The organism is Lachnospira eligens (genome assembly GCF_009680455.1).
GTDB classification, from domain to species: Bacteria; Bacillota; Clostridia; order Lachnospirales; family Lachnospiraceae; genus Lachnospira; species Lachnospira eligens_A.
Genome location: NZ_WKRD01000005.1, coordinates 190,946 through 217,149, shown reverse-complemented (window position 1 = coordinate 217,149; position 26,204 = coordinate 190,946). Strand labels below are relative to the sequence as shown.

At 36.8% G+C, this 26,204-nt stretch carries 27 protein-coding genes; 26 read left to right on the top strand and 1 reads right to left on the bottom strand.

Features of this window, described 5'->3' with window-relative positions; all coding sequences use genetic code 11:
- The first annotated feature begins 29 nt into the window (after positions 1–29).
- Genes GKE48_RS08210 through GKE48_RS08195 form a run of 4 tightly spaced genes read left to right on the top strand, consistent with a single transcriptional unit; the run spans position 30 to position 4,590 of the window.
- Entirely contained in the window at positions 30–2,084 is a 2,055-nt protein-coding gene (locus GKE48_RS08210) for a cell division FtsA domain-containing protein (RefSeq protein ID WP_154300836.1), read from the top strand.
- Between the two features lie 2 nt (positions 2,085–2,086).
- Positions 2,087–2,896, top strand: coding sequence for an MBL fold metallo-hydrolase (locus GKE48_RS08205; protein ID WP_154300835.1), 810 nt, complete (start codon positions 2,087–2,089; stop codon positions 2,894–2,896).
- A gap of 33 nt (positions 2,897–2,929) precedes the next feature.
- On the top strand, positions 2,930–3,202 hold the full coding sequence (locus GKE48_RS08200; protein WP_022098631.1) for an ACT domain-containing protein: 273 nt from the start codon (positions 2,930–2,932) through the stop codon (positions 3,200–3,202).
- A gap of 23 nt (positions 3,203–3,225) precedes the next feature.
- A complete protein-coding gene (locus GKE48_RS08195; RefSeq protein ID WP_154300834.1) occupies positions 3,226–4,590 on the top strand; it encodes a PFL family protein in 1,365 nt (454 codons plus the stop codon).
- Between the two features lie 61 nt (positions 4,591–4,651).
- Here GKE48_RS08195 and GKE48_RS08190 read toward each other — a convergent pair whose 3' ends face one another.
- Complete coding sequence (locus tag GKE48_RS08190; RefSeq protein ID WP_154300833.1) at positions 4,652–5,863, bottom strand: nucleotidyltransferase; 1,212 nt, start codon at positions 5,861–5,863, stop codon at positions 4,652–4,654.
- 207 nt (positions 5,864–6,070) lie between these two features.
- Here GKE48_RS08190 and pta point away from each other — a divergent pair, with 207 nt between their 5' ends.
- From pta to fliK, 22 genes are all read left to right on the top strand, one after another.
- Positions 6,071–7,066 (top strand): phosphate acetyltransferase, encoded by a 996-nt coding sequence (gene pta, locus GKE48_RS08185; protein WP_012739301.1) that lies wholly within the window; start codon positions 6,071–6,073, stop codon positions 7,064–7,066.
- Between the two features lie 27 nt (positions 7,067–7,093).
- On the top strand, positions 7,094–8,293 hold the full coding sequence (locus tag GKE48_RS08180) for an acetate/propionate family kinase (RefSeq protein ID WP_022098628.1): 1,200 nt from the start codon (positions 7,094–7,096) through the stop codon (positions 8,291–8,293).
- Positions 8,294–8,426: 133 nt separating this feature from the next.
- Positions 8,427–8,951 carry a YceD family protein gene (locus GKE48_RS08175; RefSeq protein ID WP_022098627.1) on the top strand — a complete coding sequence of 175 codons (525 nt, stop codon included), beginning with the start codon at positions 8,427–8,429 and terminating at the stop codon, positions 8,949–8,951.
- Positions 8,952–8,954: 3 nt separating this feature from the next.
- Positions 8,955–9,134 carry a 50S ribosomal protein L32 gene (gene rpmF, locus GKE48_RS08170; protein ID WP_022098626.1) on the top strand — a complete coding sequence of 60 codons (180 nt, stop codon included), beginning with the start codon at positions 8,955–8,957 and terminating at the stop codon, positions 9,132–9,134.
- Positions 9,135–9,242: 108 nt separating this feature from the next.
- On the top strand, positions 9,243–9,764 hold the full coding sequence (locus tag GKE48_RS08165; protein ID WP_154300832.1) for a hypothetical protein: 522 nt from the start codon (positions 9,243–9,245) through the stop codon (positions 9,762–9,764).
- 75 nt (positions 9,765–9,839) lie between these two features.
- Positions 9,840–10,853 (top strand): phosphate acyltransferase PlsX, encoded by a 1,014-nt coding sequence (plsX, locus tag GKE48_RS08160; protein ID WP_154300831.1) that lies wholly within the window; start codon positions 9,840–9,842, stop codon positions 10,851–10,853.
- A 20-nt stretch (positions 10,854–10,873) separates the two neighbouring features.
- The gene (gene acpP, locus GKE48_RS08155) at positions 10,874–11,107 is read left to right on the top strand and encodes an acyl carrier protein (protein WP_012739296.1); all 234 of its coding nucleotides are present in this window, start codon (positions 10,874–10,876) and stop codon (positions 11,105–11,107) included.
- 102 nt (positions 11,108–11,209) lie between these two features.
- Positions 11,210–11,923, top strand: a complete 714-nt coding sequence (gene rnc / locus GKE48_RS08150; RefSeq protein ID WP_154300830.1) for a ribonuclease III — start codon at positions 11,210–11,212, stop codon at positions 11,921–11,923.
- A 13-nt stretch (positions 11,924–11,936) separates the two neighbouring features.
- Positions 11,937–15,506: a chromosome segregation protein SMC gene (smc, locus tag GKE48_RS08145; protein ID WP_154300829.1), complete on the top strand. Its 3,570-nt coding sequence runs from the start codon at positions 11,937–11,939 to the stop codon at positions 15,504–15,506.
- Positions 15,507–15,508: 2 nt separating this feature from the next.
- Complete coding sequence (gene ftsY, locus GKE48_RS08140; protein WP_055214982.1) at positions 15,509–16,441, top strand: signal recognition particle-docking protein FtsY; 933 nt, start codon at positions 15,509–15,511, stop codon at positions 16,439–16,441.
- A 34-nt stretch (positions 16,442–16,475) separates the two neighbouring features.
- Complete coding sequence (gene ilvA, locus GKE48_RS08135) at positions 16,476–17,693, top strand: threonine ammonia-lyase (RefSeq protein WP_154300828.1); 1,218 nt, start codon at positions 16,476–16,478, stop codon at positions 17,691–17,693.
- Between the two features lie 23 nt (positions 17,694–17,716).
- Complete coding sequence (locus tag GKE48_RS08130) at positions 17,717–18,967, top strand: AI-2E family transporter (protein ID WP_022098619.1); 1,251 nt, start codon at positions 17,717–17,719, stop codon at positions 18,965–18,967.
- A 122-nt stretch (positions 18,968–19,089) separates the two neighbouring features.
- Complete coding sequence (gene ylxM, locus GKE48_RS08125) at positions 19,090–19,434, top strand: YlxM family DNA-binding protein (protein WP_181990434.1); 345 nt, start codon at positions 19,090–19,092, stop codon at positions 19,432–19,434.
- Between the two features lie 11 nt (positions 19,435–19,445).
- Positions 19,446–20,792, top strand: coding sequence for a signal recognition particle protein (gene ffh / locus GKE48_RS08120; RefSeq protein WP_022098617.1), 1,347 nt, complete (start codon positions 19,446–19,448; stop codon positions 20,790–20,792).
- A gap of 40 nt (positions 20,793–20,832) precedes the next feature.
- On the top strand, positions 20,833–21,078 hold the full coding sequence (gene rpsP, locus GKE48_RS08115; RefSeq protein ID WP_022098616.1) for a 30S ribosomal protein S16: 246 nt from the start codon (positions 20,833–20,835) through the stop codon (positions 21,076–21,078).
- Positions 21,079–21,101: 23 nt separating this feature from the next.
- Positions 21,102–21,332 carry a KH domain-containing protein gene (locus tag GKE48_RS08110; protein ID WP_012739287.1) on the top strand — a complete coding sequence of 77 codons (231 nt, stop codon included), beginning with the start codon at positions 21,102–21,104 and terminating at the stop codon, positions 21,330–21,332.
- A gap of 84 nt (positions 21,333–21,416) precedes the next feature.
- The gene (rimM, locus tag GKE48_RS08105) at positions 21,417–21,935 is read left to right on the top strand and encodes a ribosome maturation factor RimM (protein WP_012739286.1); all 519 of its coding nucleotides are present in this window, start codon (positions 21,417–21,419) and stop codon (positions 21,933–21,935) included.
- A 130-nt stretch (positions 21,936–22,065) separates the two neighbouring features.
- The gene (gene rplS, locus GKE48_RS08100) at positions 22,066–22,413 is read left to right on the top strand and encodes a 50S ribosomal protein L19 (RefSeq protein ID WP_012739285.1); all 348 of its coding nucleotides are present in this window, start codon (positions 22,066–22,068) and stop codon (positions 22,411–22,413) included.
- Between the two features lie 78 nt (positions 22,414–22,491).
- On the top strand, positions 22,492–23,049 hold the full coding sequence (gene lepB / locus GKE48_RS08095) for a signal peptidase I (RefSeq protein WP_022098615.1): 558 nt from the start codon (positions 22,492–22,494) through the stop codon (positions 23,047–23,049).
- An 11-nt stretch (positions 23,050–23,060) separates the two neighbouring features.
- Positions 23,061–23,960 (top strand): ribosome biogenesis GTPase YlqF, encoded by a 900-nt coding sequence (ylqF, locus tag GKE48_RS08090; protein ID WP_243138469.1) that lies wholly within the window; start codon positions 23,061–23,063, stop codon positions 23,958–23,960.
- Positions 23,961–23,983: 23 nt separating this feature from the next.
- Positions 23,984–24,640 carry a ribonuclease HII gene (locus tag GKE48_RS08085; RefSeq protein WP_055285626.1) on the top strand — a complete coding sequence of 219 codons (657 nt, stop codon included), beginning with the start codon at positions 23,984–23,986 and terminating at the stop codon, positions 24,638–24,640.
- A gap of 10 nt (positions 24,641–24,650) precedes the next feature.
- Entirely contained in the window at positions 24,651–26,192 is a 1,542-nt protein-coding gene (gene fliK, locus GKE48_RS08080; RefSeq protein WP_055285623.1) for a flagellar hook-length control protein FliK, read from the top strand.
- Positions 26,193–26,204: the final 12 nt, after the last annotated feature.

Here is a 26,204-nt window from a genome sequence, read left to right as displayed (position 1 = left end):
ACATAATTTGTTTATTCTAGAGGTAGGGTATGGATAATACACAGTCAAGAAATGAGACCCTTGTTTTTGGTCTTGATATAGGAACAAGAAGTATTGTCGGTGTTGTGGGATACATGGAAAGGAACCGTTTTAAAGTTATTGCAATGGCTGAGCAGAAGCATGAAACCAGAGCAATGCTTGATGGTCAGATTCATGATATCTATAAAGTTGGCGATACAATCAGAAAAGTTAAGAATTCTCTTGAAAACCAGCTTGGAAGGGAACTTTCAGAAGTATGCATAGCTGCTGCTGGACGAGTTCTTAAAACTATTAATTCGTCTGCTGAGTATGAATTTGAAGAGGAAACACGGGTTACGCAGGAACATATCTATTCACTTAATCTTCTGGCGGTTGAGAATGCACATAATAAGATTAACGAAAAAGAAGATAAAGCAAGATTTTATTGTGTCGGAAACACCCCTATAAGATATCAGCTTAACGGCTATGATATTAATAATCTTGAGGGGCATAAGGCTTCTAAGATTTCAGTTGAACTTATTGCTACATTTTTGCCGGAAGAGGTAGTTGATGGACTTTATGAGGCTGTTGAATATGCCGGACTTAATGTTGAAAGTCTTACATTAGAGCCTATAGCAGCCATGAATATAGCAATTCCTGAGCAGTACAGGCTTCTTAACATAGGGCTTGTAGATGTAGGTGCAGGAACATCAGATATCTGTCTTACAAAGGATGGCTGTATAATTGCATACGGCATGATACCTTGCGCAGGTGATGAGATAACAGAGTGCATCGCAAAAACTTACCTTGTTGATTTTAATACTGCTGAAAAGATTAAAATGTCTGCAAGCTCTAAGAAAAAAGGGCTTGTAACATTTAAAGATATAATGGGTATCACGCAGAAGGTAGATGCACTTGAAATAAGAAATGCAGCAGCTGATGTTGTGGATGCGATGGCAAAGGATGTTGCAGAAAAGATTATTGAGCTTAATGGCGGTAAGCCTGTAAATGCTGTGTTTGTTGTCGGAGGTGGTGGCAAGATACCAGGTTATACAGAAAGAGTGGCTGATTGTCTTGGAATACCGCACCAGAGAGTAGCAGTAAGAGGTGAAGAAGTACTTACATCAGTTGATTTTCAGGTTGACAATTTCAAGAAGGATTCATTATATGTAACTCCTGTCGGTATATGCACTAATTATTATACGCAAAAGAACAATTTTGTATTTGTTACTGTTAATAAAGAACGAATAAAGCTCTATGATACAAGTAATCTTACAGTTGTAGATGCTGTTATGCAGATTGGCTTCCCTAATGAAAAGCTTTTCCCAAGAAGAGGAGCAGAGATTAACTTTACTGTTAATGGAAAGTCAAGACTTGTAAGGGGAAGTGCCGGGGAAGGTGCAGTTGTTACGCTTAATGGAAGACCGGCTAATCTTCATACTCCGATTGAACAGAATGATATAATAGTTGTAACGGAATCTACAGTAGGAGAACCGGCAAGCATAACAATAGGACAGCTTGAAGAGTTTAATTCCCAGATAACATTTATAGTAAATGATAAAACTATAGTCTGCCCAAGATTTGCATATGTTAATGGAGAATTAAAGTCAGAGTTCTATGATATTAATGACGGCGACAAAATCCGTATGGAGAACTTCTATACAGTTGCACAGCTTTTTGAGTTTCTTGACTTGGATTATAAGACACTCAATGTAACTGTTAATAATGAACCAGCAGATAAGAATACTAAAGTATATGAGAACTTTACGGTAAGAACTTCTTCATTAGAGGAATATAATGAGAATATTATGGCATCAGAAAAGCTGCAGGAATCAGAAGAAACTGATGATAAGGTAGCAGAAGAACCAGTTATACAACCGCTGGATATAACTATTACGGTTAATGGTCAGAGCGTTGTTTTATCAGGCAAGCCTGATTATATAGTTGTAGACCTGTTCCAGTTCTATCCATTTGATCTTACAATGGTAAGGGGGAATCTTGTATTCTTACATAACGGAAATGATGCTGATTATTCATCGCCACTTAATGATGGTGATGTTATAGAGCTTCGCTGGGAGGATAAATAATTATGAGAATGATGCCGATTGCCAGCGGAAGCAGTGGAAACTGTATCTACCTTGGTACGGAGGACACACATGTTCTTTTTGATGCCGGAATAAGCAGGAAAAGAATTGAAGAAGGACTTAATACGGCGGGTTTAAGTCTTAAAGATATTGATGCAATATTTGTAACACATGAACATATTGACCATACAAAAGGGATCGGTGTTATATCGAGAAAAGATGGGATTCCAATCTATTCAACGTCTGGTACAATAGAGGGGATAGAACAGATTTCATCACTTGGGAATATTCCGGATGGCATATTTAATAAGATAAATGCGGATGAAGATATTTCAATTGGAGATGTAACAGTCCACCCATTTCGTATATCACATGATGCTAACGAACCGGTTGCGTATACATTTACTCAAAAATGTGCAGATGGCATAAAAAAAGCATCGGTTGTAACTGATTTAGGGTATTTTGATGATTATGTGGTTGATAATCTGACAGAATCTGATATTATGCTTGTTGAGGCCAATCATGATATCAATATGTTACAGGTTGGTCCTTATCCTTTTTATCTTAAGAAAAGAATATTAGGTAATAAAGGACATCTCTCTAATGAGACATCTGGACAGCTTGTCAATTCCCTGCTTCATGATAAGCTTAAGAAAATATATCTTGGTCATTTAAGCAAAGAGAATAACTATGATAAACTTGCTTATGAGACGGTGAAGTTAGAAATTGATATGTCAGATAACTCATTCAAATCTTCGGATTTTGATATAGAGGTTGCAAAGCGTGATGTTTTATCAGGTATTTGCGAAATATAACAGGCGCTTACAAGGTGCAGAAAGAGGAAAACTATGAAAAAATGTGTAATTACTGTTGTAGGAAAAGATACTGTTGGTATTATTGCCAGAGTATGTACTTATCTTGCTGATACAAAGGTTAATATCCTTGATATCTCACAGACTATTGTTTCAGGATATTTTAATATGATGATGATTGTTGATATGTCTGGTTCTACAAAGAATTTTGATAATGTTAATGAAGATCTTAATAAGCTTGGCGAAGATATTGGTGTTGTAATTAAATGCCAGCGTGAAGAAATATTTGACATGATGCACCGTATCTAAGAAAGTGAGGAGACTTAAATACTATGATTAATATTATGGAAGTTACAGAGACTAACAAAATGGTCGAGAAAGAGAACCTTGATGTAAGAACTATTACTATGGGTATTAATCTTCTTGACTGTGCTGGTCCTGATTTAGCTGAGGTAAATGAGAAAATATATAACAAAATCACAACTCTTGCTAAGGATTTAGTTTCAACCGGAGAAGAGATTGCAAAGGAATTCGGTGTTCCTATTGTTAATAAGAGAATATCAATTACACCTATTTCTCTTGTTGGTTCTTCTGCATGTAAGACACCTGAGGATTATGTTACTATTGCGAAAACTCTTGATAAAGCGGCTCATACTGTTGGTGTTAATTTCATTGGTGGTTATTCAGCAGTTGTATCAAAAGGTATGACTAAGAGTGATGAACTTTTAATAAGATCAATTCCACAGGCACTTGCACAGACAGAGCTTATATGCAGTTCTGTTAATGTCGGTTCAACAAAGACTGGTATTAACATGGATGCAGTAAGACTTATGGGCGAGATAGTTAAAGAGACAGCAGAACTTACTAAGGATAAAGATTCTTTAGGATGTGCCAAGCTTGTTGTGTTATGTAATGCCCCTGATGATAATCCTTTCATGGCTGGTGCATTCCACGGTGTGACAGAAGATGATGCAATTATAAATGTTGGTGTCAGTGGTCCTGGTGTTGTTAAATACGCACTTGAGAGTGTAAGAGGAAAGAGCTTTGAGGTCCTTTGCGAAACTATCAAGAAGACAGCATTTAAGATTACAAGAGTTGGACAGCTTGTTGCACAGGAGGCTTCTAAGAGACTCGGTGTACCTTTTGGTATTATTGACCTTTCACTTGCGCCAACTCCTGCTGTTGGAGATTCAGTAGCAGAGATTCTTGAAGAAATCGGACTTGAGAGAGCAGGAGCACCTGGTACTACAGCTGCACTTGCAATGCTTAATGATCAGGTTAAGAAGGGCGGTGTTATGGCATCTTCTTATGTAGGCGGACTTAGTGGAGCATTCATCCCTGTATCAGAGGATCAGGGAATGATTGACGCGGTTAATGAAGGTTCACTTACAATTGAAAAGCTTGAAGCCATGACATGTGTATGCTCAGTTGGTCTTGATATGATAGCTATTCCAGGTGACACACCTGCAACAACAATTTCAGGAATTATTGCAGATGAAGCAGCTATCGGTATGGTAAATCAGAAGACAACAGCAGTAAGAGTTATTCCTGTTGTAGGAAAGGGTATTGGAGAGACAGTTGAATTCGGCGGACTCTTAGGTTATGCGCCTATTATGCCTGTTAATAAATTTGACTGTTCTGCATTCGTGAACAGAGAGGGAAGAATTCCTGCACCAATCCACAGCTTTAAGAACTAATTAAGAATTAATATAAAAAATGCACCGGTTGAATCAGATTAATGGTTCAGCCGGTGTATTTTTATATACGTATTATATTCTGTTGCAGTTCATTCTTCATTACATACCCATACTTTTCATATACAGCCTGTGCATATATGTCAGAACATGCAAGGTCAAATATAAGTTCTTTTTTATAATCAGCAGCCTTGGTAATGAAAGGCACATCAAGTTCTTTCTTGATGCTTCCAAGATACTGCTGTCCGGTTTTATTAAAACCTAATAATCTTATATATGGTATATTATTGTATGAATCGGACATGGATTTTCTTATTTCAAGAATTATATGCATAATGCAGCGGCATATTCTTGAATATACTATATTCTTTGATTTGACTTTCATTGCAAATTCTGTGATAGTGTCACTTCCTGTAAATGTACCTGCAAATCTGTTTGCGATGTCCGGACTGATATCTTCATATTCAGCAAGTCTGTCAGCAAAGTCAGTATTATTAATGTTACATATCTGCTTAATAAATAACATTTTATGATTAAATATATTACTGAAATCATCAAGAAATAAAGGACAGCTCTTAGAATTGCTTATTTCTTCATACATACCGGCAGTAAGGTATGTTTTTAATCTGTCATGTTCATCTGACATAAGCATTTTTCTTATTCCAAATGCACTTGCATACTCAGCGGTATCTGTGTCGTCATTGTAGCCAGCACCTTCACGAAGCACCGGATAATATGTCATGTTAAGGTTGTTGTAAAGAATTGCTTTTATATATTCAATTGCAAGAATGTTATTAGAACCTGTAATTATGTCTTTGCATTCAGGCAGATATTCCAGAAGAGCAGTCTGTCTTGCCGCAGGATATGAGAGCCCCTCTGCAAGAGCTTTGTTAAGAATTGCCTTATATTCAGGCGATTCTGATATTATAGTACGGCTTATCTTTGCCAGACAATCTACATTATCAGTTTCAGCACCAAAACAGATTGAAGCGGCTTTCATTGTATTAAGTGTAAGAACTGCACCTTTAGCAAAATTCTCTGCACTTGATAATGCGTAGTATACAGGTAGTTCAACAACAATATCAGCACCAGCTTTTAATGCAGCACTTGTTCTTGCATACTTATCAATTACTGCCGGTTCACCACGCTGCACAAAATTGCCGCTCATAACAACGATAATACAGTCAGCCTGCGAAATCTGTCTTGCTTTATTCATCTGATATACATGTCCTGTGTGTAATGGGTTATATTCTGCAACAATTCCGCATGCTTTCATGTAGTGTCTCCTTTATGTTTTTATTATATTTTACTGAAATCGTACATTTATGTCAAAATTATTGCTGAATTTAGTCAATGTATCGTTTTTAAAACATTTTTAAGTGCCAGACGACCTTGTTTTCGACTAAAAATTGGTATATAATTTTTGTCAGAGTTCAGTATGTTTACTGAAAATTTACTTTTTTATAAGGAGGAGTCATTAATCATGGCATTTATTGACACAATTAAAGAAAGAGCAAAAGCAGACAAGAAGACTATCGTATTACCAGAGTCTATGGATAAGAGAACTTATGAAGCTGCTGAGAAGATTTTAAAGGAAGGCATTGCTAATTTAGTTATCATTGGTACTCCTGAAGAGATCGAGAAGTATGGTAAGGGCTATGACATTTCTGGCGCCACAATCGTAGATCCATTTAACGATCCTAATAAGCAGAAGTATATTGATAAATTCGTTGAGTTAAGAAGCAAGAAGGGTGTTACACCTGAGATGGCTAAGGAACAGATGGAGAAGGATTACATGTACTATGCATGCCTTATGTGTAAATGTGGAGATGCTGATGGAGCAGTATCTGGTGCATGCCACTCAACAGGTAACACAATCCGTCCAGCTCTTCAGTTATTAAAGACTAAGCCAGGTATCAGCTCAGTTTCAGGTTTCTTCCTTATGGAAGTTCCAGACTGCGAATTCGGTGAGAACGGTCTTTTTGTATTCGCTGACTGTGCTGTAAGCCCAGATTATGATTCAGAGAAGCTTGCTGAGGTTGCTAAGCTTTCTTCAGATTCATTCAAGAGCTTTGTAGGAAAGGACGCTAAGGTTGCTATGCTTAGCTTCTCTTCATACGGAAGTGCTAAGCATGACAGAGTAACTATGGTTGCTGATGCTGTTAAGATTGCAAAAGAGAAGTACCCAGATATCACTGTTGATGGTGAGCTTCAGTTAGATGCTGCTTTAGTTCCAGAAGTTGCTGCACTTAAGGCACCTGAGAGCCCGGTAGCTGGTAAGGCTAATACACTTGTATTCCCTAACCTTGAAGCTGGTAACATCGGTTATAAGCTTGTTCAGAGACTTGCTAAGGCTGGAGCTTATGGTCCTGTTCTTCAGGGACTTTCTATGCCAGTTAACGATCTTTCAAGAGGATGCTTCGCTGACGATATCGTTGGTGTAGTAGCTATGACAGCAGTTCAGGCTCAGAATGCATAATTAACATTTTTAAGGAGAATTTTTGTAATGAATATTTTAGTATTAAACTGTGGAAGCTCATCTCTTAAGTATCAGCTTATTAACATGGATGATGAGAGCGTAATCGCAAAAGGTCTTGTAGAGAGAATCGGTATAGAAGGTTCTGTTCTTACACACAAGCCAACAGGAAAGGATAAGTATGTTGTTGAAACACCTATGAAGGATCACAACATTGCAGTTAAGCTTGTTCTTGATGCTCTTCAGGATGCTGAGCACGGCGTAATCAAGTCTACAGATGAGATTGCAGCAGTAGGACACAGAGTACTTCACGCAGGTGAGAAGTATATCGAGTCTTGTCTTGTAACAGAAGATGTTAAGAAGGTTGTAAGAGAGTGCTTCGACCTTGGTCCTTTACATAACCCAGCTAACCTTATCGGTATTGAAGCCGTTGAGGCAGCTATGCCAGGCAAGCCAAATGTAGCTGTATGGGATACAGCATTTGGTGGAACAATGGAGCCAAAGGCTTATCTCTATGCTATTCCTCGTGAATACTATGAGAAGTACGGCGTAAGAAGATATGGTTTCCACGGAACAAGCCACAGCTTTGTTTCTAAAGAGACAATCAAGTTTGCTAACCTTGATCCTAAGACAGCTAAGGTTATTGTATGCCACCTTGGTAACGGTGCTTCAATCTCAGCTTCTGTTGGTGGTAAGTGTGTAGATACTTCTATGGGTCTTACTCCACTTGAAGGACTTATCATGGGAACACGTTCGGGTGACCTTGATCCGGCTATCTTAGAGTTCTTATGCAACCATGAGAACCTTACAATAAGCGAGATGCTCAATATCCTTAACAAGAAGTCTGGTGTACTTGGTATGTCAGGCGGAATCTCAAGTGATTTCAGAGATCTTAATGCTGCAGCTAACGACGGTAACGAAATTGCTAAGGTTACACTTGAAGCTTATGCTTACAGAGTAGCTAAGTATATTGGTGCTTACACAGCAGCTATGAACGGTGTTGATGCCATTACATTTACAGCTGGTGTTGGTGAGAATGCTGCATGGCTTCGTCCAATGGTAGCTAAATATCTTGGATACCTTGGTGTTGAACTTGATGAAGCTGCAAGCGAGAAGGCTTGTGGAGTAGAAGGAATTATCTCTACACCAGAATCTAAGGTTAAGCTTTGCGTAATTCCTACTAATGAAGAGCTTGCAATCGCAAGAGAAACATTAGCATTAGTAAAATAATTGATATATTCGCGAAAAATATTGAATTTAAGTGAATTTGTTGTTGACAAAGACAGGGAGCATGCGTATAATTGACAAGGTGTGGATTAGCGCATGCTTTTCCTGTGCATAATAGTATGAATTGGAGACAATTATGCTAATTGATTTAAGAGAGCTTTTATCCGGTTCACAGGATGAAAGAATAGAAAAGGTTTCAATTGAATCAGAAAGCTTTGACACTGGAATCGCTAAGTATAGTATACTTGAGAAGCCAGAGTTTGAATTAAGCATTACCAGAATTGGTAAGAATAAGCTTGAGATTAAAGCTGAGAGCTTTGTTGTTCTTGATATTCCATGTGACAGATGTTTAGAGTCTGTTCCTACGAAAGTAGAGTACAGTGTTGATGAAATCGTTGATTTCTCAGACAATGCTGCCGGGGAAGAAGCAAAGGAAGAAAAAGACTATATTGGTGGATACGAACTCGACGTGGACAGATTAGTTTTCGGCGAAATACTGATATCCATGCCGGGTAAGACATTATGTACCCCTGATTGCAAGGGGCTATGTTCTATATGCGGACACAACCTGAATGTCTCAGAGTGTGGCTGTGACCGAGAGTCCCTGGATCCAAGAATGTCTGTTTTCAAAGATATTTTAAAGAATTTTAAGGAGGTGTAACATATGTCAATTTGTCCAAAGAATAAATCTTCAAAGGCAAGAAGAGATAAGAGAAGAGCAAACTGGAAGATGGCTGCTCCAAATCTTGTAAAGTGCTCAAAGTGTGGCGCTTTAATGATGCCTCATAGAGTATGCAAGTCTTGTGGTTCTTATAACAAGAAAGAAATCATCTCTGTTGACTAATTACTAACATGAATTTTGATAGGCTGTCCCGTTTGGGGCAGCTTGTTTTGTTTTATAAAGAAATGTGTTATACTATGTGGGATTTTGATAAAGGGAAGGCTTTTGATTATGAAAGTGAATAAAATACTCGCATTTATATTTATATTAGAATTATGTATTATCCCATTACAGGGATGCGGTGCAAAAAGTATTACTGCAGATTCAACCGAAACTCAGGAGACTCAGGCACAGATAGATGATGCTTATGGCAAAGGTCTTAGTTTTACATACAATGATTATGCTGATAATGTGTTATCTTTAAGTTATAATCTTAAGCAGAATGCGGATGGAAGCTGGCAGCTGTCTGTCAGCGGACAGAATGCCCATGTAAATGGAACAAAAGTGATATCTGATAATAATGCCAATGGATTTTTCTATTATCTTTTGCATGAAATTAATATAGCCACTTATAAAGGTTATAATAAAACAGATGATTCAATAACTTCTGATGTTGCGTGGTGGTTTAATCTTAATATATATTATGACAAGGATTCTATCGTTGCATATGGTTATATGATGCATCCGTCTGATTATGATGATATCAGAGTTCAGATTACTGAATATCTTAATGATTTATTTAAAAATGCTTAAGGTTGCGTTAATTTGATATTCGTAGTATATTTTACAATAGTATTTTAATGATTAATATGAAATGGAGTTTAATTTATGGTAAAAATCGCACTTGACGCTATGGGTGGAGATAATGCACCAGCAGAGATTGTCAAAGGAGCAGTACAGGCTGTTGCTGCTGATAAGGACTGCTTTGTATATCTTGTAGGTAAGGAAGATAAGATTAAAGAATGTCTTAATGGACAGCAGTATGATTCATCAAGAATAGAGATTGTTAATGCAGATGATGTAATTGAAACAGGTGAACCTCCTGTTATGGCTATAAGAAGAAAGAAAGAGTCATCTCTTGTTAAAGCAATGTATATGGTTAAGAATAAAGAAGCTGATGCATTCGTATCTGCCGGAAGCTCAGGAGCAATCCTTGTTGGTGGTCAGACTATCGTTGGAAGACTTCGTGGAGTTGACAGACCACCAATGGCAGCACTTATCCCTACTAAAGATGGTGTTTCACTGCTTGTTGACAGTGGTGCTAATGTAGATGCAAGAGCAACTATGCTTGTACAGTGGGCTGTTATGGGTTCTATATACATGGAGAATGTTGTTGGAATTAAGAATCCAAGAGTTGCAATTGTCAATGTCGGACTTGAGGAAGAAAAGGGTAATTCACTTGTCAAAGAAACATATCCAATGCTTAAAGAGTGTCCTAACATTAACTTTATAGGAAGTATTGAAGCAAGAGAGATTCCTAACAGCTATGCAGACATCATTGTATGCGATGCATTTGTTGGGAACTGTATCTTAAAGCTTTACGAAGGTGAAGCCAAGATGATACTTGGCAAGATTAAGGGAGTTATGATGTCTTCTTTAAAGACTAAGATTGGTGCACTTCTTATCAAGAAGTCATTAAAGACACAGCTTAAATCAATGGATGCTTCAGAACACGGTGGAGCTCCGCTTATCGGTCTTAATGGCCTTGTAGTAAAGACTCATGGCAATGCCAAAGCTAAAGAGGTTAAGAATTCATTAATTCAGTGTGTAACATTTACAAAAATGAATATAAATGATAAAATCATTGAGGCGCTCGGTCAGATTCCTGAGCAGCATAATTAAAGATTGAAAGGATAGATATTATGGAATTCGAGAAATTACAGAATATTATTGCAGATGTACTTAACATTGATAAATCAAAGATTACTCCAGAGACAACATTTGTTGATGATCTTGGAGCAGATTCGTTAGATGTATTTCAGATTATCATGGGAATTGAGGATGAATTCGATATCCAGATTCCTGATGATGCCGCTGAATCAATCGTAACAGTTAATGATGCAGTTGTTCAGATTCAGAATGCAACTAATAAATAAACTATACAGATTGCGATGAAAACTAAGAGCATAAGGAGCAAATATTCTTGCATAATTTGTTCCTTATGCTCTTGTTTTCAAAAGTTCGCAGAAAGGTGTATTATGCATAATAAAAATTTATCTGTGTTTATGCAGACTATTGGTTATGAATTCAAAGATATAAGTCTGCTTGAAGTTGCTCTTACTCACAGTTCTTATGCTAATGAACAGAAAAAGGGACAGTGTTGTGATAATGAAAGAATGGAATTCTTAGGAGATGCTGTTCTTGAGCTTTCATCAAGTGATTATATATATAAGAATCACTCTGAGATGGCTGAAGGAAAGATGACAAGACTTCGTGCCAGCATTGTATGTGAGCCTACACTTGCCCTGTGTGCAAGAGCTATTAAGCTTGATACATTTATAAGACTCGGTAAAGGAGAAGAGCTTACCGGAGGAAGAAGCAGGGATTCTATCGTATCAGATGCCTGTGAAGCTGTTATAGGAGCCATCTATCTTGATGGTGGTTTTGCTAATGCAAAAGAATTTGTTAATAAGTTCATTCTTAATGACCTTGATAATAAGAAACTCTTTTTTGATAGCAAGACTATATTACAGGAAGTTATTCAGGGACTTGGAAAAGAAGTTGATTATGAATTCATCGGTGAAGAAGGTCCTGAACATAACAAACAATTCGTTGTAGCTGCTGTAGTTGACGGGCTTTTTAATATTAAAGGAACAGGCCACACTAAGAAATCAGCATCTCAGAATGCAGCATATGCTGCACTTATCGAGCTTAAGAATAAAGGCTACGATATCAACTCTGATAAGAAATAATAAGTGAGGGGTTATGTATTTAAAAAGTATAGAAGTACAGGGATTTAAGTCATTTGCTAATAAGATAGTATTTGATTTTCATAATGGTATTACAGGTATTGTAGGGCCTAATGGTTCAGGTAAAAGTAATGTCGCCGATGCTGTGCGCTGGGTTTTAGGCGAACAGAGTGCCAAGCAGCTTCGTGGTTCTAAGATGGAAGACGTTATATTTGCAGGAACTGAGAACAGAAAGCCGGTTGGTTTCGCATTTGTATCTATAACACTTGATAACAGCGACCATGCACTTCCGGTTGATTACGATGAAGTTACAGTATCAAGAAGAGTATACCGTTCAGGTGAGAGTGAATATCTTATCAATGGTAACTCATGCCGATTAAAAGATGTAACAGAAATGTTTTATGATACCGGTATTGGTAAGGAAGGATATTCTATTATCGGACAGGGACAGATTGATAAGATTCTTTCTGGAAAGCCTGATGAAAGGCGAGAGCTTTTTGATGAAGCCGCTGGAATTGTTAAGTTCAAGAGAAGAAAAGCTACTGCAATCAAGAAACTTGAAAATGAGCGGGCTAATCTTGTCCGTGTTAATGATATTTTATCAGAGCTTGAAAAACAGGTCGGACCATTACAGGTCCAGTCTGAAAAGGCCAAGGAATATCTTGACTATAAAGCTGATTTAAAGAAATATGATGTTAATGCATTTCTTTTGGAATCAGACAGGATAAGCAAAGATCTTGAAGAACTGACAGGAAAGATTGGCATTGCTGATAACGACCTTGCTAATTCAAGAGCTGAGTATGAGAGTACCAAGGCTGAATATGAAGAGGCAGAGGAACAGTTATCTAAGGTTAATTCTGACATTGAGAATGTTAATTCACTTTTATCAAACACTGAGCTTGAAAGCCAGAGACTTAACGGTGAGATTAATGTTATCACAGAGCAGATTAACAGATTCACTGATAATGAAAAGCATTACAGTGACAGAATTGCAGCTATTGATAAAGATAAAGCTGCAAAGCAGACCAATGTAGCTGATTTTAAGAAACAGCTCAATGAGCTTTCAACATCTGTAGAAGAGTTCGAGAATAATCTTAAGGCTAAACAGGATGCTGCTGATGTTATAAAGCAGGATATTGATGGGGTGTCAGATCAGATTGAGAGCCGTCAGAATGATATCTACGACAGACTTAATGCGAAGTCATCTATTAATGCTGAAAACCAGAAGTTCACAACTATGCTTGAACAGCTCAATATAAGAAAAGCTGAGCTTAACAGCCGTCTTATCAAAGACAAGAGTGATGAAGCTGAACAGAATGTTAAGATTAATGATATCAGTGAGAGATTAGAAACTGCACAGAAAAATGCTTTGGAAATAGCAGAAAGAATTGCAGCCAATAATGATGAAGTTACGGCTATTAAGAATGAAAATGCTGACCTTAATGCACAGCATGATAAGATTGTACAGAATTATCACAGAGAAAAATCAAGACTTGAATCTCTCGTTAATATTACTGAAAGATATGACGGTTATGGCAACAGTATCCGTAAGATTATGGAATTAAAGGACAGCAATCCTGGAATTCTTGGTGTTATTGCAGATATTGTAAAGGTTGAAAGAAAGTATGAAACAGCTATTGAGACAGCATTAGGCGGAACAATACAGAATATTGTTACTGATAAGGAATCTACTGCTAAGGAGCTGATTGCATATCTTAAGCAGAATAAGCTTGGACGAGCTACATTTTTACCACTCAATGCAATATCAGGAAGAAATACTCTTGAAAAAGAGCCTTGTATTAAGGAAAATGGTGTTATAGGAATTGCAAGCAATCTTGTAAGAGTTTCTTTTGAATATGAGAACTTAGCCAGGTATCTTCTTGGAAGAATTCTTGTTGTTGATAATATTGATAATGCGCTCCTTATTGCCAAGAAATACAAGTATAGCTTAAGGATTGTAACCCTTGAGGGTGAACAGCTCAATCCGGGCGGTTCAATGACAGGTGGTGCATTTAAGAATTCAAGCAATCTTCTTGGCAGGAGAAGAGAGATTGAAGAACTTAAGAAATCTGTATCAGAACTCAGCAAATCATCAACTGAACTTAAAGCAAAGATTGCAGATAACAGAGCTAAGATTGCATCTGTAAGAGAACTTATTGATGCAGATAATAAGGCTAACAGAGAGGTATCTTTAGCTGTTAATACAGAACAGATGAATCTTAATCAGGCAAAGCAGAAGTTATCTGAAATCAGAATTATATATGATAAAGATAAGGCTGAAACTACTGAGATTGACAGACAGATTAAGGAGATTGATGAGAATAAGAATCAGGTAAGTGGCAGTCTTAGTGCGCTTGATATACAGAATGAAAGCTCAAGAAAAGAAATTGAGAATCTTAACAAACAGCTTGAAGCAAAGAAGGCTGAACTTGATAAGGCTAATGATGATATTGAGAATCTTAAGATAAGATTCAGTTCGGTAGAGCAGAAGACAGCATTTATTCAGGAAAATATTATAAGAATCAATTCTGAGATTGCTGCTCTTGAATCAGAAGAAGCTGATATAAGACAGAGAAAAGAATCTTTATCATCAGAGGTTGAAGATAAGAATGCACAGATTGAAAAGTTAAGAAGTGATATTCATAAAGCTAAGAATCAGATAGAAGACTGCAATACTAAGATTACAGCTCTCCGCAAGGATAGAGATATTATTAATGCAAGCCATAAGACATTCTTTGATAAACGTGAAAAGATTAATGAACAGATTGTTCTTCTTGAAAAAGAAAGTATGCGTCTGCATAACCAGCAGGAAAAGTTAGAAGAAGAGAATGACTCTATAGTAGATTACATGTGGAATGAATATGAGCTTACATACAGCTATGCTGCTGAATTAAGAAGTGAAGAGCTTACTGATATATCTGATATTAAGAAGCAGATTAATATTCTCAAAGCTAATATTAAAAAGCTTGGTGTTGTTAATGTCAATGCTATTGAAGAATATAAGGAAGTAAGCGAACGATACAACTTCTTAAAGACACAGCATGATGATATGATTAAGGCTGAAGAGGCTCTTGTACTGGTTATTGATGAGCTTGATAATGGTATGAGAATTCAGTTTAAAGAGAAGTTTGAGGAAATTAAGATTGAATTCGATAAGGTATTCAAGGAATTGTTCGGTGGTGGACGAGGAACAATAGAGCTAGTTGAAGGTGAAGATATTCTTGAGGCAGGAATTGTTATTATTTCACAGCCACCAGGAAAGAAGCTTCAGAACATGATGCAGTTATCAGGTGGTGAAAAGGCACTTACTGCAATCGCACTTCTTTTTGCAATCCAGAACCTTAAACCTTCACCATTCTGTCTGCTTGATGAAATTGAGGCCGCACTTGATGATTCTAATGTAGGAAGATATGCTAATTATCTTCACAAGCTTACAAAGCATACACAGTTTATTGTTATCACTCACAGACGAGGAACAATGGCTGCAGCTGACAGACTGTATGGCATAACTATGCAGGAAAAGGGTGTATCTGCACTTGTTTCAGTAGATCTTATAGCTAATGACCTTGACAAGAAGAAGGAGTAAATATGGGATTTTTTAGTAAATTAAAAGAAGGTTTAACCAAGACCAGAGATAATATTGTTTCCGGAATTGATTCTGTTTTCTCAGGATTTTCGTCAATTGATGACGATTTCTATGATGAGCTTGAAGAAACCCTTATTATGGGTGATATAGGTGTTGTTGCAACTGAAGAGATTCTTGACGACCTTAAGAATAAGGTTAAAGAGAATAAGATTAAGAATCCTGCTGACTGCAAGCAGCTTCTTATTGACAGTATTAAGGAAAAGATGAATCTCGGCGAGAATGCATATGAATTTGAGAACCGCCAATCCATTGTTATGCTTATCGGCGTTAATGGTGTAGGAAAAACTACATCTGTAGGCAAGCTTGCCGGTCTTCTTAAAGCACAGAACAAGAAGGTTATTATGGCTGCAGCCGATACTTTCAGAGCTGCGGCTATAGAGCAGCTTACAGAATGGTCTAACAGAACTGGTGCTGATATTATTGCACAGAGTGAGGGTTCTGATCCAGCTGCCGTTATATATGATTCAATCGCTGCATGTAAAGCAAGAAAGGCAGATGTTCTTTTATGTGATACAGCTGGACGTCTTCAGAATAAGAAGAATCTTATGGAAGAGCTTCGTAAGATTGACAGAGTTATAGAAAGAGAGTATTCTGATGCATACAGGGAAAATCTTATCGTTCTTGACGCAACAACTGGTCAGAACGCCCTTTCTCAGCTTAGAGAGTTTAATGATGTAACTAATATCACAGGTATTATTCTTACTAAGATGGATGGAACTGCCAAAGGGGGAATTGCCGTTGCTATACAGGCAGAATTTGGTATTCCTGTTAAATATATTGGAGTTGGTGAGAAAGTCGAAGATTTACAGAAGTTTGATTCAGACACATTTGTTAATGCATTATTCGATGTAGATAACGGCTCTGATGAAGATTGATAAGTTAATAAATTAAGATGGGAGATTAAGTGTAATGGAAGAATTAACATTGAAAAGTTTCGAGGAAGCTGCCGAGAAGGTTAAGGAAGCAACACTTCCTACTAATCTGGTATATAGTGAGTATTTCAGCAGCCAGACTGGTAACAGAGTATACCTTAAGCCAGAGAATATGCAGTACACAGGTGCTTATAAGGTAAGAGGTGCATATTACAAGATTAGTACGATGTCAGAGGAAGCAAGACAGAAGGGACTTATTACAGCTTCTGCCGGAAATCATGCACAGGGTGTTGCATTTGCAGCTAAGAAATATGGGGTTAAGGCAACAGTAGTTATGCCTACAACAACACCACTTATCAAGGTAAACAGAACTAAGGGATACGGTGCAGAGGTTATTCTTTACGGTAATGTTTATGATGAAGCATGCGAATATGCAATGAAGCTTGCCAAGGAGAAAGGACTTACATTTGTTCACCCATTTGATGATTTAGATGTTGCAACAGGTCAGGGTTCTATCGCAATGGAGATTATTAAAGAGCTTCCAACAGTTGATTATATTCTTGTTCCTATTGGTGGTGGCGGACTTGCAACAGGTGTATCTACACTTGCAAAACTTCTTAATCCTAATATCAAGGTTATTGGTGTTGAGCCTGCCGGTGCTAACTGTCTTCAGGAATCTCTTAAGGCTGAAAAGGTTGTTACTCTTCCTACTGTAAGTACAATTGCAGACGGTACAGCTGTTAAGACTCCAGGAAGCAAGTTATTCCCATACCTTCAGAAGAATCTTGATGATATTATTACAGTTCCTGATGAAGATTTAATAGTTGCATTCCTTGATATGGTAGAGAATCATAAGATGATTGTTGAGAATTCAGGCCTTCTTACAGTTGCAGCATTAAAGCAGCTTGATGTTAAGGATAAGAAGATTGTTTCAATTCTTTCTGGTGGTAATATGGATGTTATTACAATGTCATCTGTTGTTCAGCAGGGACTTGTACAGAGAAGCAGAATCTTCACTGTTTCTGTACTTCTTCCAGATAAGCCAGGTGAACTTGTAAGAGTAGCTTCTATTATTGCAGAAGCTAACGGTAATGTAATCAAGCTTGAGCATAACCAGTTTGTAAGCATTAACAGAAAAGCAACTGTTGAGCTTAGAATTACTATTGAAGCTTTCGGACATGAACATAAGGATGAGATTGTTGACAAGCTTGAAGCAGCAGGTTTAAGACCTAGAATTGTTAAGGTAAACATTTAATCACTATCTGCAGAGGGAAATCTATGAAGAAATATTCTTTCAAAAGATATGCAGGAGTTACAATGGCATTATTTGGGGCAGCTGCGCTGTCACTATTGCTTTTTTTTGCATTGTTCAGAATTGATGCTATCCACAAAGCATTTTCACATATATGCAAAACTCTTATGCCTTTTATAATTGGCGGGGTATTAGCATATGTAATATGTCCAATATGTAATTTCTTCGATAATATATATAATAAGGTATTTAAGTTTATTAAGAATGAGAAGAAAAAGAAAAGCCTGTCTAATAATCTTAGTGTGTTTACAGGGCTTCTTATAGCAATTCTGTTCATATATTTTATGATTATTGTTATTATTCCTAATCTTGTAAATAGTGTTGTGCGTCTTATTCAGATTATTCCTGATAATGTCAATAAAGTTATTGATTTTGTACAGAAGTTTCTTAACGAAAATGAAACTCTTATGAAATATTCAGAGAATATTATCGATAAAACATATACATTTATTAATGACTGGCTCGGTAACGAGTTTCTTGGATATGCACAGGGAATTGCTTCCGGTGTTTCAACCGGTGTAGTTAATATCATTGTTGTACTTTTTAATGTTCTTATCGGATTCATTGTTGCAGCGTATCTTCTTACAGCAAGAAAAAAGCTTGCAAAGCAGGGAGAGATGGTTGTCTATAGTATATTCAAGAAAGAACGTGCTGCCAGCGTTATGGAAGAGATTAAGTATACTGATAAGGTGTTCAGCGGCTTTGTTAATGGCAAAATCCTTGATGCCTTTGTAATAGCACTTATATGTTTTATATCACTTAAGATATTTACAATATGTAATCCTGGCAAAGAGATGATGAGTGAGATTCTTATTGCATTCATTGTTGGAATATTTAATGTTATTCCTTTCTTTGGCTGGTACATAGCATGGTTTATTGGAGCTTTATTATGTCTTATTGTCAATCCTGCACAGTGCCTGTTCTTTGTAATATTTAATTTTATATTACAGCAGATTGACGGTAATATTATCGGACCTAAAATTCTTGGTAATACTACAGGAATCTCAAGTTTCTGGGTATTGTTTGCAATACTCCTCTTTGGTGATATATGGGGATTTGCAGGAATGCTTTTAGGTGTTCCTATATTTGCAGTTATATATCATCTTATTAAGAAATGGGTGTTTAAGAGACTACAGATTAACGGAATGGAGAATTTAAGCGAAGAATATGAAGTTGAATATCCTCCTAATGAGCGGGAAAAGAAGCTTGAAAGCTGATTTAATAAATTTTTAAAAGTGTCAAGTAAAAATGCTTGACACTTTTTTTGATATCTGATATTATACTCAAGGCTTATGAGTCAATCATGGCTTATGTAATATTTAAGTATGTGGCAGGTGTTATGGAAAGAATTGTTGAACAGAATCTTTTATATGATTTTTATGGAGAGTTACTTAACGACCACCAGAAGAAGATATATGAAGATGCTATCTACAATGATTTATCTCTCAGCGAGATTGCCGATGAATACGGTATATCAAGGCAGGGAGTACATGATCTGATTAAGAGAGTTACGAAGACACTTGATGGATACGAGGCTAAGCTTCATCTTATACAGAAGTTCCTTGAAACCAAGGACAAGGTATCTAAGATTGATTCTTTAGTTGATGATTACATGGAAAGTCAGGATATATCTGATATTCATGAAATCAAGAAGTTATCCAATGAGATTCTTGAAGAATTTTAAGGAGAGATATTATGGCATTTGATAGTTTATCAGAGAAATTGCAGAATATTTTTAAGAATCTTCGTGGTAAGGGCCGTTTATCAGAAGCTGATGTTAAGGCTGCTCTTAAGGAAGTTAAGCTTGCCCTGCTTGAAGCTGATGTTAACTTTAAGGTTGTTAAGCAGTTTATAAAGTCTGTAGAAGAAAGAGCAATCGGTCAGGATGTTATGTCAAGTCTTACACCTGGTCAGATGGTTATCAAGATTGTTAATGAAGAGATGGTATCTCTTATGGGATCTGAGACAACTGAGATTGCCTTGAAACCTGGTTCTGAGATTACTGTTATCATGATGGCAGGTCTTCAGGGTGCTGGTAAGACAACTACTACAGCAAAGCTTGCTGGTAAGTTCAAGGCGAAGGGAAGAAAACCTCTCTTAGTTGCCTGTGATGTATACAGACCAGCAGCCATTGAACAGCTTACTATTAATGGTAATAAACAGGGCGTTGAAGTATTCTCTATGGGAACTAACCAGAAGCCTGTTGATATTGCCAAAGCTGCTATAGCCCATGCTAAGAATAATGATTTTAATACCGTTATTCTTGATACAGCAGGACGACTTCATGTTGATGAAGATATGATGAATGAGCTTATAGAGATTAAAGCTAATGTATCAGTTGACCAGACAATTCTTGTAGTTGACTCCATGACAGGTCAGGATGCTGTTAATGTTGCTTCATCATTTAACGAGAAGGTTGGCATTGACGGAGTTATCCTTACTAAGTTAGATGGTGATACAAGAGGTGGTGCTGCACTTTCAATTAAGGCAGTTACCGGAAAGCCAATTCTTTATGTTGGTATGGGGGAAAAGCTTTCAGATCTTGAACAGTTTTATCCAGACCGTATGGCATCAAGAATACTTGGTATGGGGGATGTCCTTACCCTTATTGAGAAGGCTGAAGCACAGCTTGACGCTGACAAGGCAAAAGCTATGGAAGAAAAGCTTAAGAAAGCAGAATTTGATTTTAATGACTTTCTTGAGTATATGGGACAGATTAAGAATATGGGTGGTATCAGTTCAATTATGAGCATGATGCCAGGACTGTCAGGTCAGATGAAGAATGTTTCAATCGATGATGATGAAGCAGAGAAGAATATGAGAAGAACCGAATCTATCATATATTCAATGACTAAGGCAGAAAGAAGTAATCCGGACATACTTAATCCTTCAAGGAAGAACAGAATTGCAAGAGGTGCAGGTGTTGATATTGCTGATGTTAACAGACTTGTAAAACAGTTCGAACAGATGAAGAAGATGATGAAGCAGATGCCGGGAATGATGAAAGGTGCTAAAAAGGGACGTTTCAAGTTACCTTTTTAACATAGATTAATTTTTAAGAATAATACAGGAGGTGAATGTAATGGCAGTAAAGATTAGATTAAAGAGATTAGGTGAGAAGAAAAATCCTTTCTATAGAATTATCGTAGCAGACTCAAGATCTCCAAGAAATGGTAGATTTATCGATGAAATCGGTACTTATGATCCTAATTACGATCCATGCAAGTTAAGCATTGATGCTGAGGCTGCTAAGAAGTGGTTATCAAACGGAGCTCAGCCTACAGAGGTTGTTGGAAAGCTTTTCAAGATGGCTGGTATCGAAAAATAAGACTAGTGGAGGTGTAATTGACTATGAAAGAATTAGTGGAAATTATCGCTAAGGCACTAGTTGATAATCCGGATGAGGTTGTAGTAACAGAAACTGAAAAAGATAAGGCTCTTGTAGTCAATCTTAAGGTTGCTCCTTCGGATATGGGCAAGGTTATCGGCAAGTCTGGTAGAATTGCCAAGTCAATAAGAGCAGTTGTTTCAGCTGCAGCTTCTAAGAGCGACAAGAAAGTGATTGTTGAAATAGATAATTAAGCAAACACTACTGTCTAAGGCAGCCTTTCGGGGCTGTCTGTTTTGTTATTTATATATACATTTATGTCAGAATGGAGAATTTAAGTGGAAGATATGTTAAGGGTAGGGGTCATAACATCGACCCACGGAATCAGAGGTGAAGTTAAGGTTTTTCCTACAACAGATGATCCTCTTCGTTTTAAGAAACTTAAGAAATGTGTTATCGATGGAAAAAGAGAACAGGTAGCTGTCACTGTATCTTCAGTTAAATTCTTTAAGCAGTTCGTAATACTTAAGTTTAAAGAATTTGATGACATCAATGATATAGAGAAATACACAAAATGCGACTTGCTCGTTTCAAGAGAAGATGCTGTTAAACTTGAGCCGGGAGAGTATTTTATATGCGATCTTATCGGACTTGATGTAATAACAGATGAAGGAAAACATTTGGGCGTACTAAAAGATGTATTAGAAACAGGCGCCAACAATGTATATGAAGTAGAGGCAGATAATGGCGAAAGCTATTTAATACCGGTTATTGACCAGTGTATATTAGATCATGACCTTGATAAGAAGACTATAACAGTCCATATCTTACCAGGGCTTCTGGATATTAATAAATAATAAAGAAAATGTATTTTTAGTCTTGCATTATTTGCTTGATTATGATAATCTAAATAAGTTGTGAGAAAAAGGGATGGTCCTCTGTTACAGAACCTGTATTAAGAACATCATAATATTAAGGAGGTCACACATGAATACAATTATTAAGAACATCGAAGATGCTCAGCTTAAGGCTCAGGCTCCTGAGTTCAGAGTTGGTGATACTGTAAGAGTATCAGCTAAGATTAAGGAAGGAAACCGTGAAAGAATCCAGGTTTTCGAGGGAACAGTATTAAAGAAGCAGGGAACTGGCGTTAGAGCTACATTTACAGTAAGAAAGATTTCTAACGGCGTTGGCGTTGAGAAGACATGGCCATTACATTCACCTATCGTTGAGAAGGTTGAAGTTGTAAGACGCGGTAAGGCTAGAAGAGCTAAGCTTAACTACTTAAGACAGAGAACAGGTAAGGCTGCTAAGGTTAAGGAATTAGTTAGATAATTTTGTTATTCACGGTAAGGGACATTTGAAAAAATGTCCCTTTACTTATATATAAGCGACAGGAAAGGTCGGAATATTATGAGATTTTTTCAGAGAAGATATCAGGAAAATACTACATTGCTTAATATATGCAAATATGTAGCAGATGTATGTGTTGTAATAGTACTTGCTTATGTTCTGGTTACATTCATATGCTGCCGTTCTACAGTTGTTGGTAATTCTATGGAGGAAACGCTGTCTAATGATAACACTGTTCTTATAAACAGAATATCATATGCATTTAATGGACCTAAGCGATTTGACTGTATAGCTTTCGAACAGGATTCTGTTGATTCCTCTAAGATATACATAAAGAGAGTAGTTGGTCTTCCAGGGGAAACAGTCCAGATAAAGGATGGCAGGGTATATATTAATGATGTACAGCTTGATGATTATGTTGATACGACAATACTTACTCCAGGTGTAGCTGCCAATCCTTATAAACTTGCTGATGATGAATACTTTGTACTTGGAGATAATCGTAATAATAGTGAGGATAGCCGTTTTGCCAGTGTTGGAATGGTTAAACGTAAGAATGTTGTAGGAAAAGTATGGATGGTAATAGAACCGTTTGATTCATTTGGTTTTGTTAAATAATGGAGAGATATATGGAAGAGAAGAAAAGAGCCATTAACTGGTATCCTGGTCATATGACTAAGGCCAGAAGAATGATGGAAGAAGATATAAAGCTTGTTGACCTTGTTATTGAGATTGTGGATGCAAGAATACCGTTAAGCAGCCGGAATCCGGATATTGATAAGCTGGCTAAAAATAAGGCACGTATTGTATTATTGAATAAATCGGACCTTGCAGATGACACAGTAACGGATGAATGGATAACATATTTTAAAGATAAAGGCTTTTACTGCCTAAAGCTTAACTCAAGACTCAATGTAAGCAACCGTGCAGTTAATAATCTTATAACTGCTGCATGTTCTGCTAAGATTGAAAGAGACAGAGCAAGAGGAATTAAGAACCGTTCCATCAAAGCTATGATTGTTGGAATACCTAATGTTGGTAAATCAACATTTATTAATTCATTCACCGGAAGAAAGAGTGCCAAGACAGGTAATAAGCCGGGTGTTACAAAAGGAAAGCAATGGATAAGAATTAATGGAAGTGTTGAGCTGCTTGACACACCGGGTATACTCTGGCCTAAGATAGAAGACAGAAATGTCGGTGAAAGACTTGCAATGATTGGTTCAATTAATGACCAGATTCTTAATATTGAGGAGCTTGCATTAGAAACTATAAAGATTCTTAAGAAGAATTATCAGTCGCAGCTTTATAGCCGTTATGATATAACAGAAGATATATTTGATAATGTTGATACTGAAACAATGATGAATCCTGAAAATGTTGCTGCACTCTGTATTATGGAACATATTGCCAGAAAACGTGGCTGTATTAAGAAAGGTTCAGATATTGATTATGAAAAATGTGCTGCATGTATTCTTGATGATTTCAGAGAAGGAAAGATTGGTACAATCTCACTTGAAAGACCTTAATTAAGATACCGGAAAGGAAAGCTATGACACTTAAAGAAGAACGTGAACTTAAAAAAGCAGCAAAGCTGGAGGCTGAGAAACAGCGTATTGAAGCTATGCGTGAATACGAAGAAATGTATGATACATTTTCTTATATATGTGGAATAGATGAAGCTGGAAGAGGACCGCTTGCAGGTCCTGTTGTTGCAGGTGCAGTAATTCTTCCTAAAGGAAAAAGGATTCTTTATGTAAATGATTCCAAGAAATTAAGTGAGAAAAAAAGAGATGAGCTTTTTGATGTTATAAAAGAAGAAGCACTTTCATATGGAATCGGAATTGTATCTCCTGAAAGGATTGATGAGATTAATATATTACAGGCAACTTATGAAGCAATGCGCGAAGCAGTTAATAAATTATCTGTAAAACCCGATATACTTCTTAATGATGCAGTTACAATTCCGGGAATTGATGTTAAACAGATTCCGATTATTAAAGGTGATGCCAAGAGTCTGTCAATTGCATCTGCAAGTATTCTTGCGAAAGTAACAAGGGACAGACTTATGACCGAATATGATTCTTTGTATCCGGAATATGGATTTGCCAGGCACAAAGGTTATGGAACTAAAGTTCATATTGAAGCAATAAAAGAGTACGGTCCATGTCCTATACACAGAAGAACATTTATTAAGAATTTTATATAGGTGAACGTATATGAATATTAATATGTCCGATTTTTTCAAAAATAATATATCATCAGGCAGCCAGACCACAGATGTTAATGTGTCGGAAAATGTATCACATGAATCATCTGGAAACAATAATGCTGTACAGGCTGCTGGCATGAAAATATTAAATTCTCTTATGTCAGGTGACACGTTTACAGGATATGTCAGCCAGTTAAATGGTGATAATGCATATATTACAATGAACAATGGAGCACAGATTCAGGCTAAGCTTATGCAGGGTGCTTTAATTAATATCGGACAGAATGTGACTTTTATGGTGGAGGATAACTCTGATAATAAAATTTCAATCAAACCGGTTTTAGCTAATGAACAGCAGGCAGTTCTTATTGATAAAGCATTGGAGGCTGCAGGTCTTGGAGCTACGGATGATAATATTAATATTGTCAAAGAACTTTTAGGACTGGGCATGCCGGTTGATGCACAGACATTAGGAAATATGGTTAAATATTCCATGAAATTTCCCGAAGCCTCACTTAATACTGTTGCCAATCTAATGAGACTTGAGATTCCTGTCAATGAACAGAATATCCGTGAGTTCCAGATGTATGGTCAGTTTAACGGACATATTGAGAATCTTTTGTCAAATATGGAGAATGGTATAGTTAATGATCTGTTAAAGAACAATCAGGATATTATGGATTTTCAAAATGTTATTACAGGCATGTATGAGGGGTTTGATGGGGAAACTGTAAGCTCATCATCCGCCTGCGATGTCCTATCGCAGCAGACAATTGATGAATTAAATAATATGCTGTCTGATTCAGGAGTGAAACTTAATAATGATATCTCAGAAACTTCTGTGAAGGAACTTATTACCCAGCTTGCTGAAAATAATAGTCTTAATTCTGATAATTTTCAGAAAATTATCAATTCAGGAAGCTTCAGAGAGATTCTTCATGCTGTAATTAATGATACAATGAAGCTTACTCCTAAGGATATACAGGAAGGGGAGGAAGCTGTAAGCTCATATTATAAGCGTATAAGAAAAAATGTAGAGAATATTGAAAATTCACTGAAATCCGCAGGCAATTCAGCTCCTGAACTTTCGAAGAGTCTTTCTGATATAAAAAGTAATATTGATTTCATGAATGATCTTAATAAGAATATGACATATTTTCAGATGCCGGTTAAATTCTCGAAAAGTGAAGGTAATGGGGAACTGTATGTATTCACTAATAAAAAGAATCTTGCCGGAAAAACAGATAATATAAGTGCAATGCTTCATCTGGATATGGATAATCTTAAATCAATGGATATATATGTTAATCTGTCTGGAGGTAACAATGTTTCAACTAATTTTGTTCTCGAGACAGAAGAACTGCTTGATTTTGTGTATCAGCATATAGACAGACTTAATGCCAGGCTTGAAAAACTTGGATATAATACACATTTTGAAATGAAGGTAGCAGCTGATTCTTCAGACCGTCTTGATTTTGTTAAGGATTTTATAGAAGCAGAGGCAAGACCAGCTGCAGGTGGACAATACATATTCGATGCAAAAGCATGACAGCTTTATCTA

Bases quoted from the DNA above. Each gene is read 5' to 3' on its own strand.
- fliK (WP_055285623.1), top strand. From the start codon at position 24,651: ATGAATATTAATATGTCCGATTTTTTCAAAAATAATATATCATCAGGC.
- GKE48_RS08210 (WP_154300836.1), top strand. From the start codon at position 30: ATGGATAATACACAGTCAAGAAATGAGACCCTTGTTTTTGGTCTTGAT.
- ylxM (WP_181990434.1), top strand. From the start codon at position 19,090: ATGGAAAGAATTGTTGAACAGAATCTTTTATATGATTTTTATGGAGAG.
- ylqF (WP_243138469.1), top strand. From the start codon at position 23,061: ATGGAAGAGAAGAAAAGAGCCATTAACTGGTATCCTGGTCATATGACT.
- ilvA (WP_154300828.1), top strand. From the start codon at position 16,476: ATGGAAGAATTAACATTGAAAAGTTTCGAGGAAGCTGCCGAGAAGGTT.
- lepB (WP_022098615.1), top strand. From the start codon at position 22,492: ATGAGATTTTTTCAGAGAAGATATCAGGAAAATACTACATTGCTTAAT.
- rplS (WP_012739285.1), top strand. From the start codon at position 22,066: ATGAATACAATTATTAAGAACATCGAAGATGCTCAGCTTAAGGCTCAG.
- ftsY (WP_055214982.1), top strand. From the start codon at position 15,509: ATGGGATTTTTTAGTAAATTAAAAGAAGGTTTAACCAAGACCAGAGAT.
- GKE48_RS08200 (WP_022098631.1), top strand. From the start codon at position 2,930: ATGAAAAAATGTGTAATTACTGTTGTAGGAAAAGATACTGTTGGTATT.
- rpsP (WP_022098616.1), top strand. From the start codon at position 20,833: ATGGCAGTAAAGATTAGATTAAAGAGATTAGGTGAGAAGAAAAATCCT.
- rnc (WP_154300830.1), top strand. From the start codon at position 11,210: ATGCATAATAAAAATTTATCTGTGTTTATGCAGACTATTGGTTATGAA.
- GKE48_RS08195 (WP_154300834.1), top strand. From the start codon at position 3,226: ATGATTAATATTATGGAAGTTACAGAGACTAACAAAATGGTCGAGAAA.
- ffh (WP_022098617.1), top strand. From the start codon at position 19,446: ATGGCATTTGATAGTTTATCAGAGAAATTGCAGAATATTTTTAAGAAT.
- GKE48_RS08130 (WP_022098619.1), top strand. From the start codon at position 17,717: ATGAAGAAATATTCTTTCAAAAGATATGCAGGAGTTACAATGGCATTA.
- GKE48_RS08180 (WP_022098628.1), top strand. From the start codon at position 7,094: ATGAATATTTTAGTATTAAACTGTGGAAGCTCATCTCTTAAGTATCAG.
- GKE48_RS08085 (WP_055285626.1), top strand. From the start codon at position 23,984: ATGACACTTAAAGAAGAACGTGAACTTAAAAAAGCAGCAAAGCTGGAG.
- GKE48_RS08165 (WP_154300832.1), top strand. From the start codon at position 9,243: ATGAAAGTGAATAAAATACTCGCATTTATATTTATATTAGAATTATGT.
- GKE48_RS08205 (WP_154300835.1), top strand. From the start codon at position 2,087: ATGAGAATGATGCCGATTGCCAGCGGAAGCAGTGGAAACTGTATCTAC.
- GKE48_RS08175 (WP_022098627.1), top strand. From the start codon at position 8,427: ATGCTAATTGATTTAAGAGAGCTTTTATCCGGTTCACAGGATGAAAGA.
- plsX (WP_154300831.1), top strand. From the start codon at position 9,840: ATGGTAAAAATCGCACTTGACGCTATGGGTGGAGATAATGCACCAGCA.
- acpP (WP_012739296.1), top strand. From the start codon at position 10,874: ATGGAATTCGAGAAATTACAGAATATTATTGCAGATGTACTTAACATT.
- pta (WP_012739301.1), top strand. From the start codon at position 6,071: ATGGCATTTATTGACACAATTAAAGAAAGAGCAAAAGCAGACAAGAAG.
- rpmF (WP_022098626.1), top strand. From the start codon at position 8,955: ATGTCAATTTGTCCAAAGAATAAATCTTCAAAGGCAAGAAGAGATAAG.
- GKE48_RS08190 (WP_154300833.1), bottom strand. From the start codon at position 5,863: ATGAAAGCATGCGGAATTGTTGCAGAATATAACCCATTACACACAGGA.
- smc (WP_154300829.1), top strand. From the start codon at position 11,937: ATGTATTTAAAAAGTATAGAAGTACAGGGATTTAAGTCATTTGCTAAT.
- GKE48_RS08110 (WP_012739287.1), top strand. From the start codon at position 21,102: ATGAAAGAATTAGTGGAAATTATCGCTAAGGCACTAGTTGATAATCCG.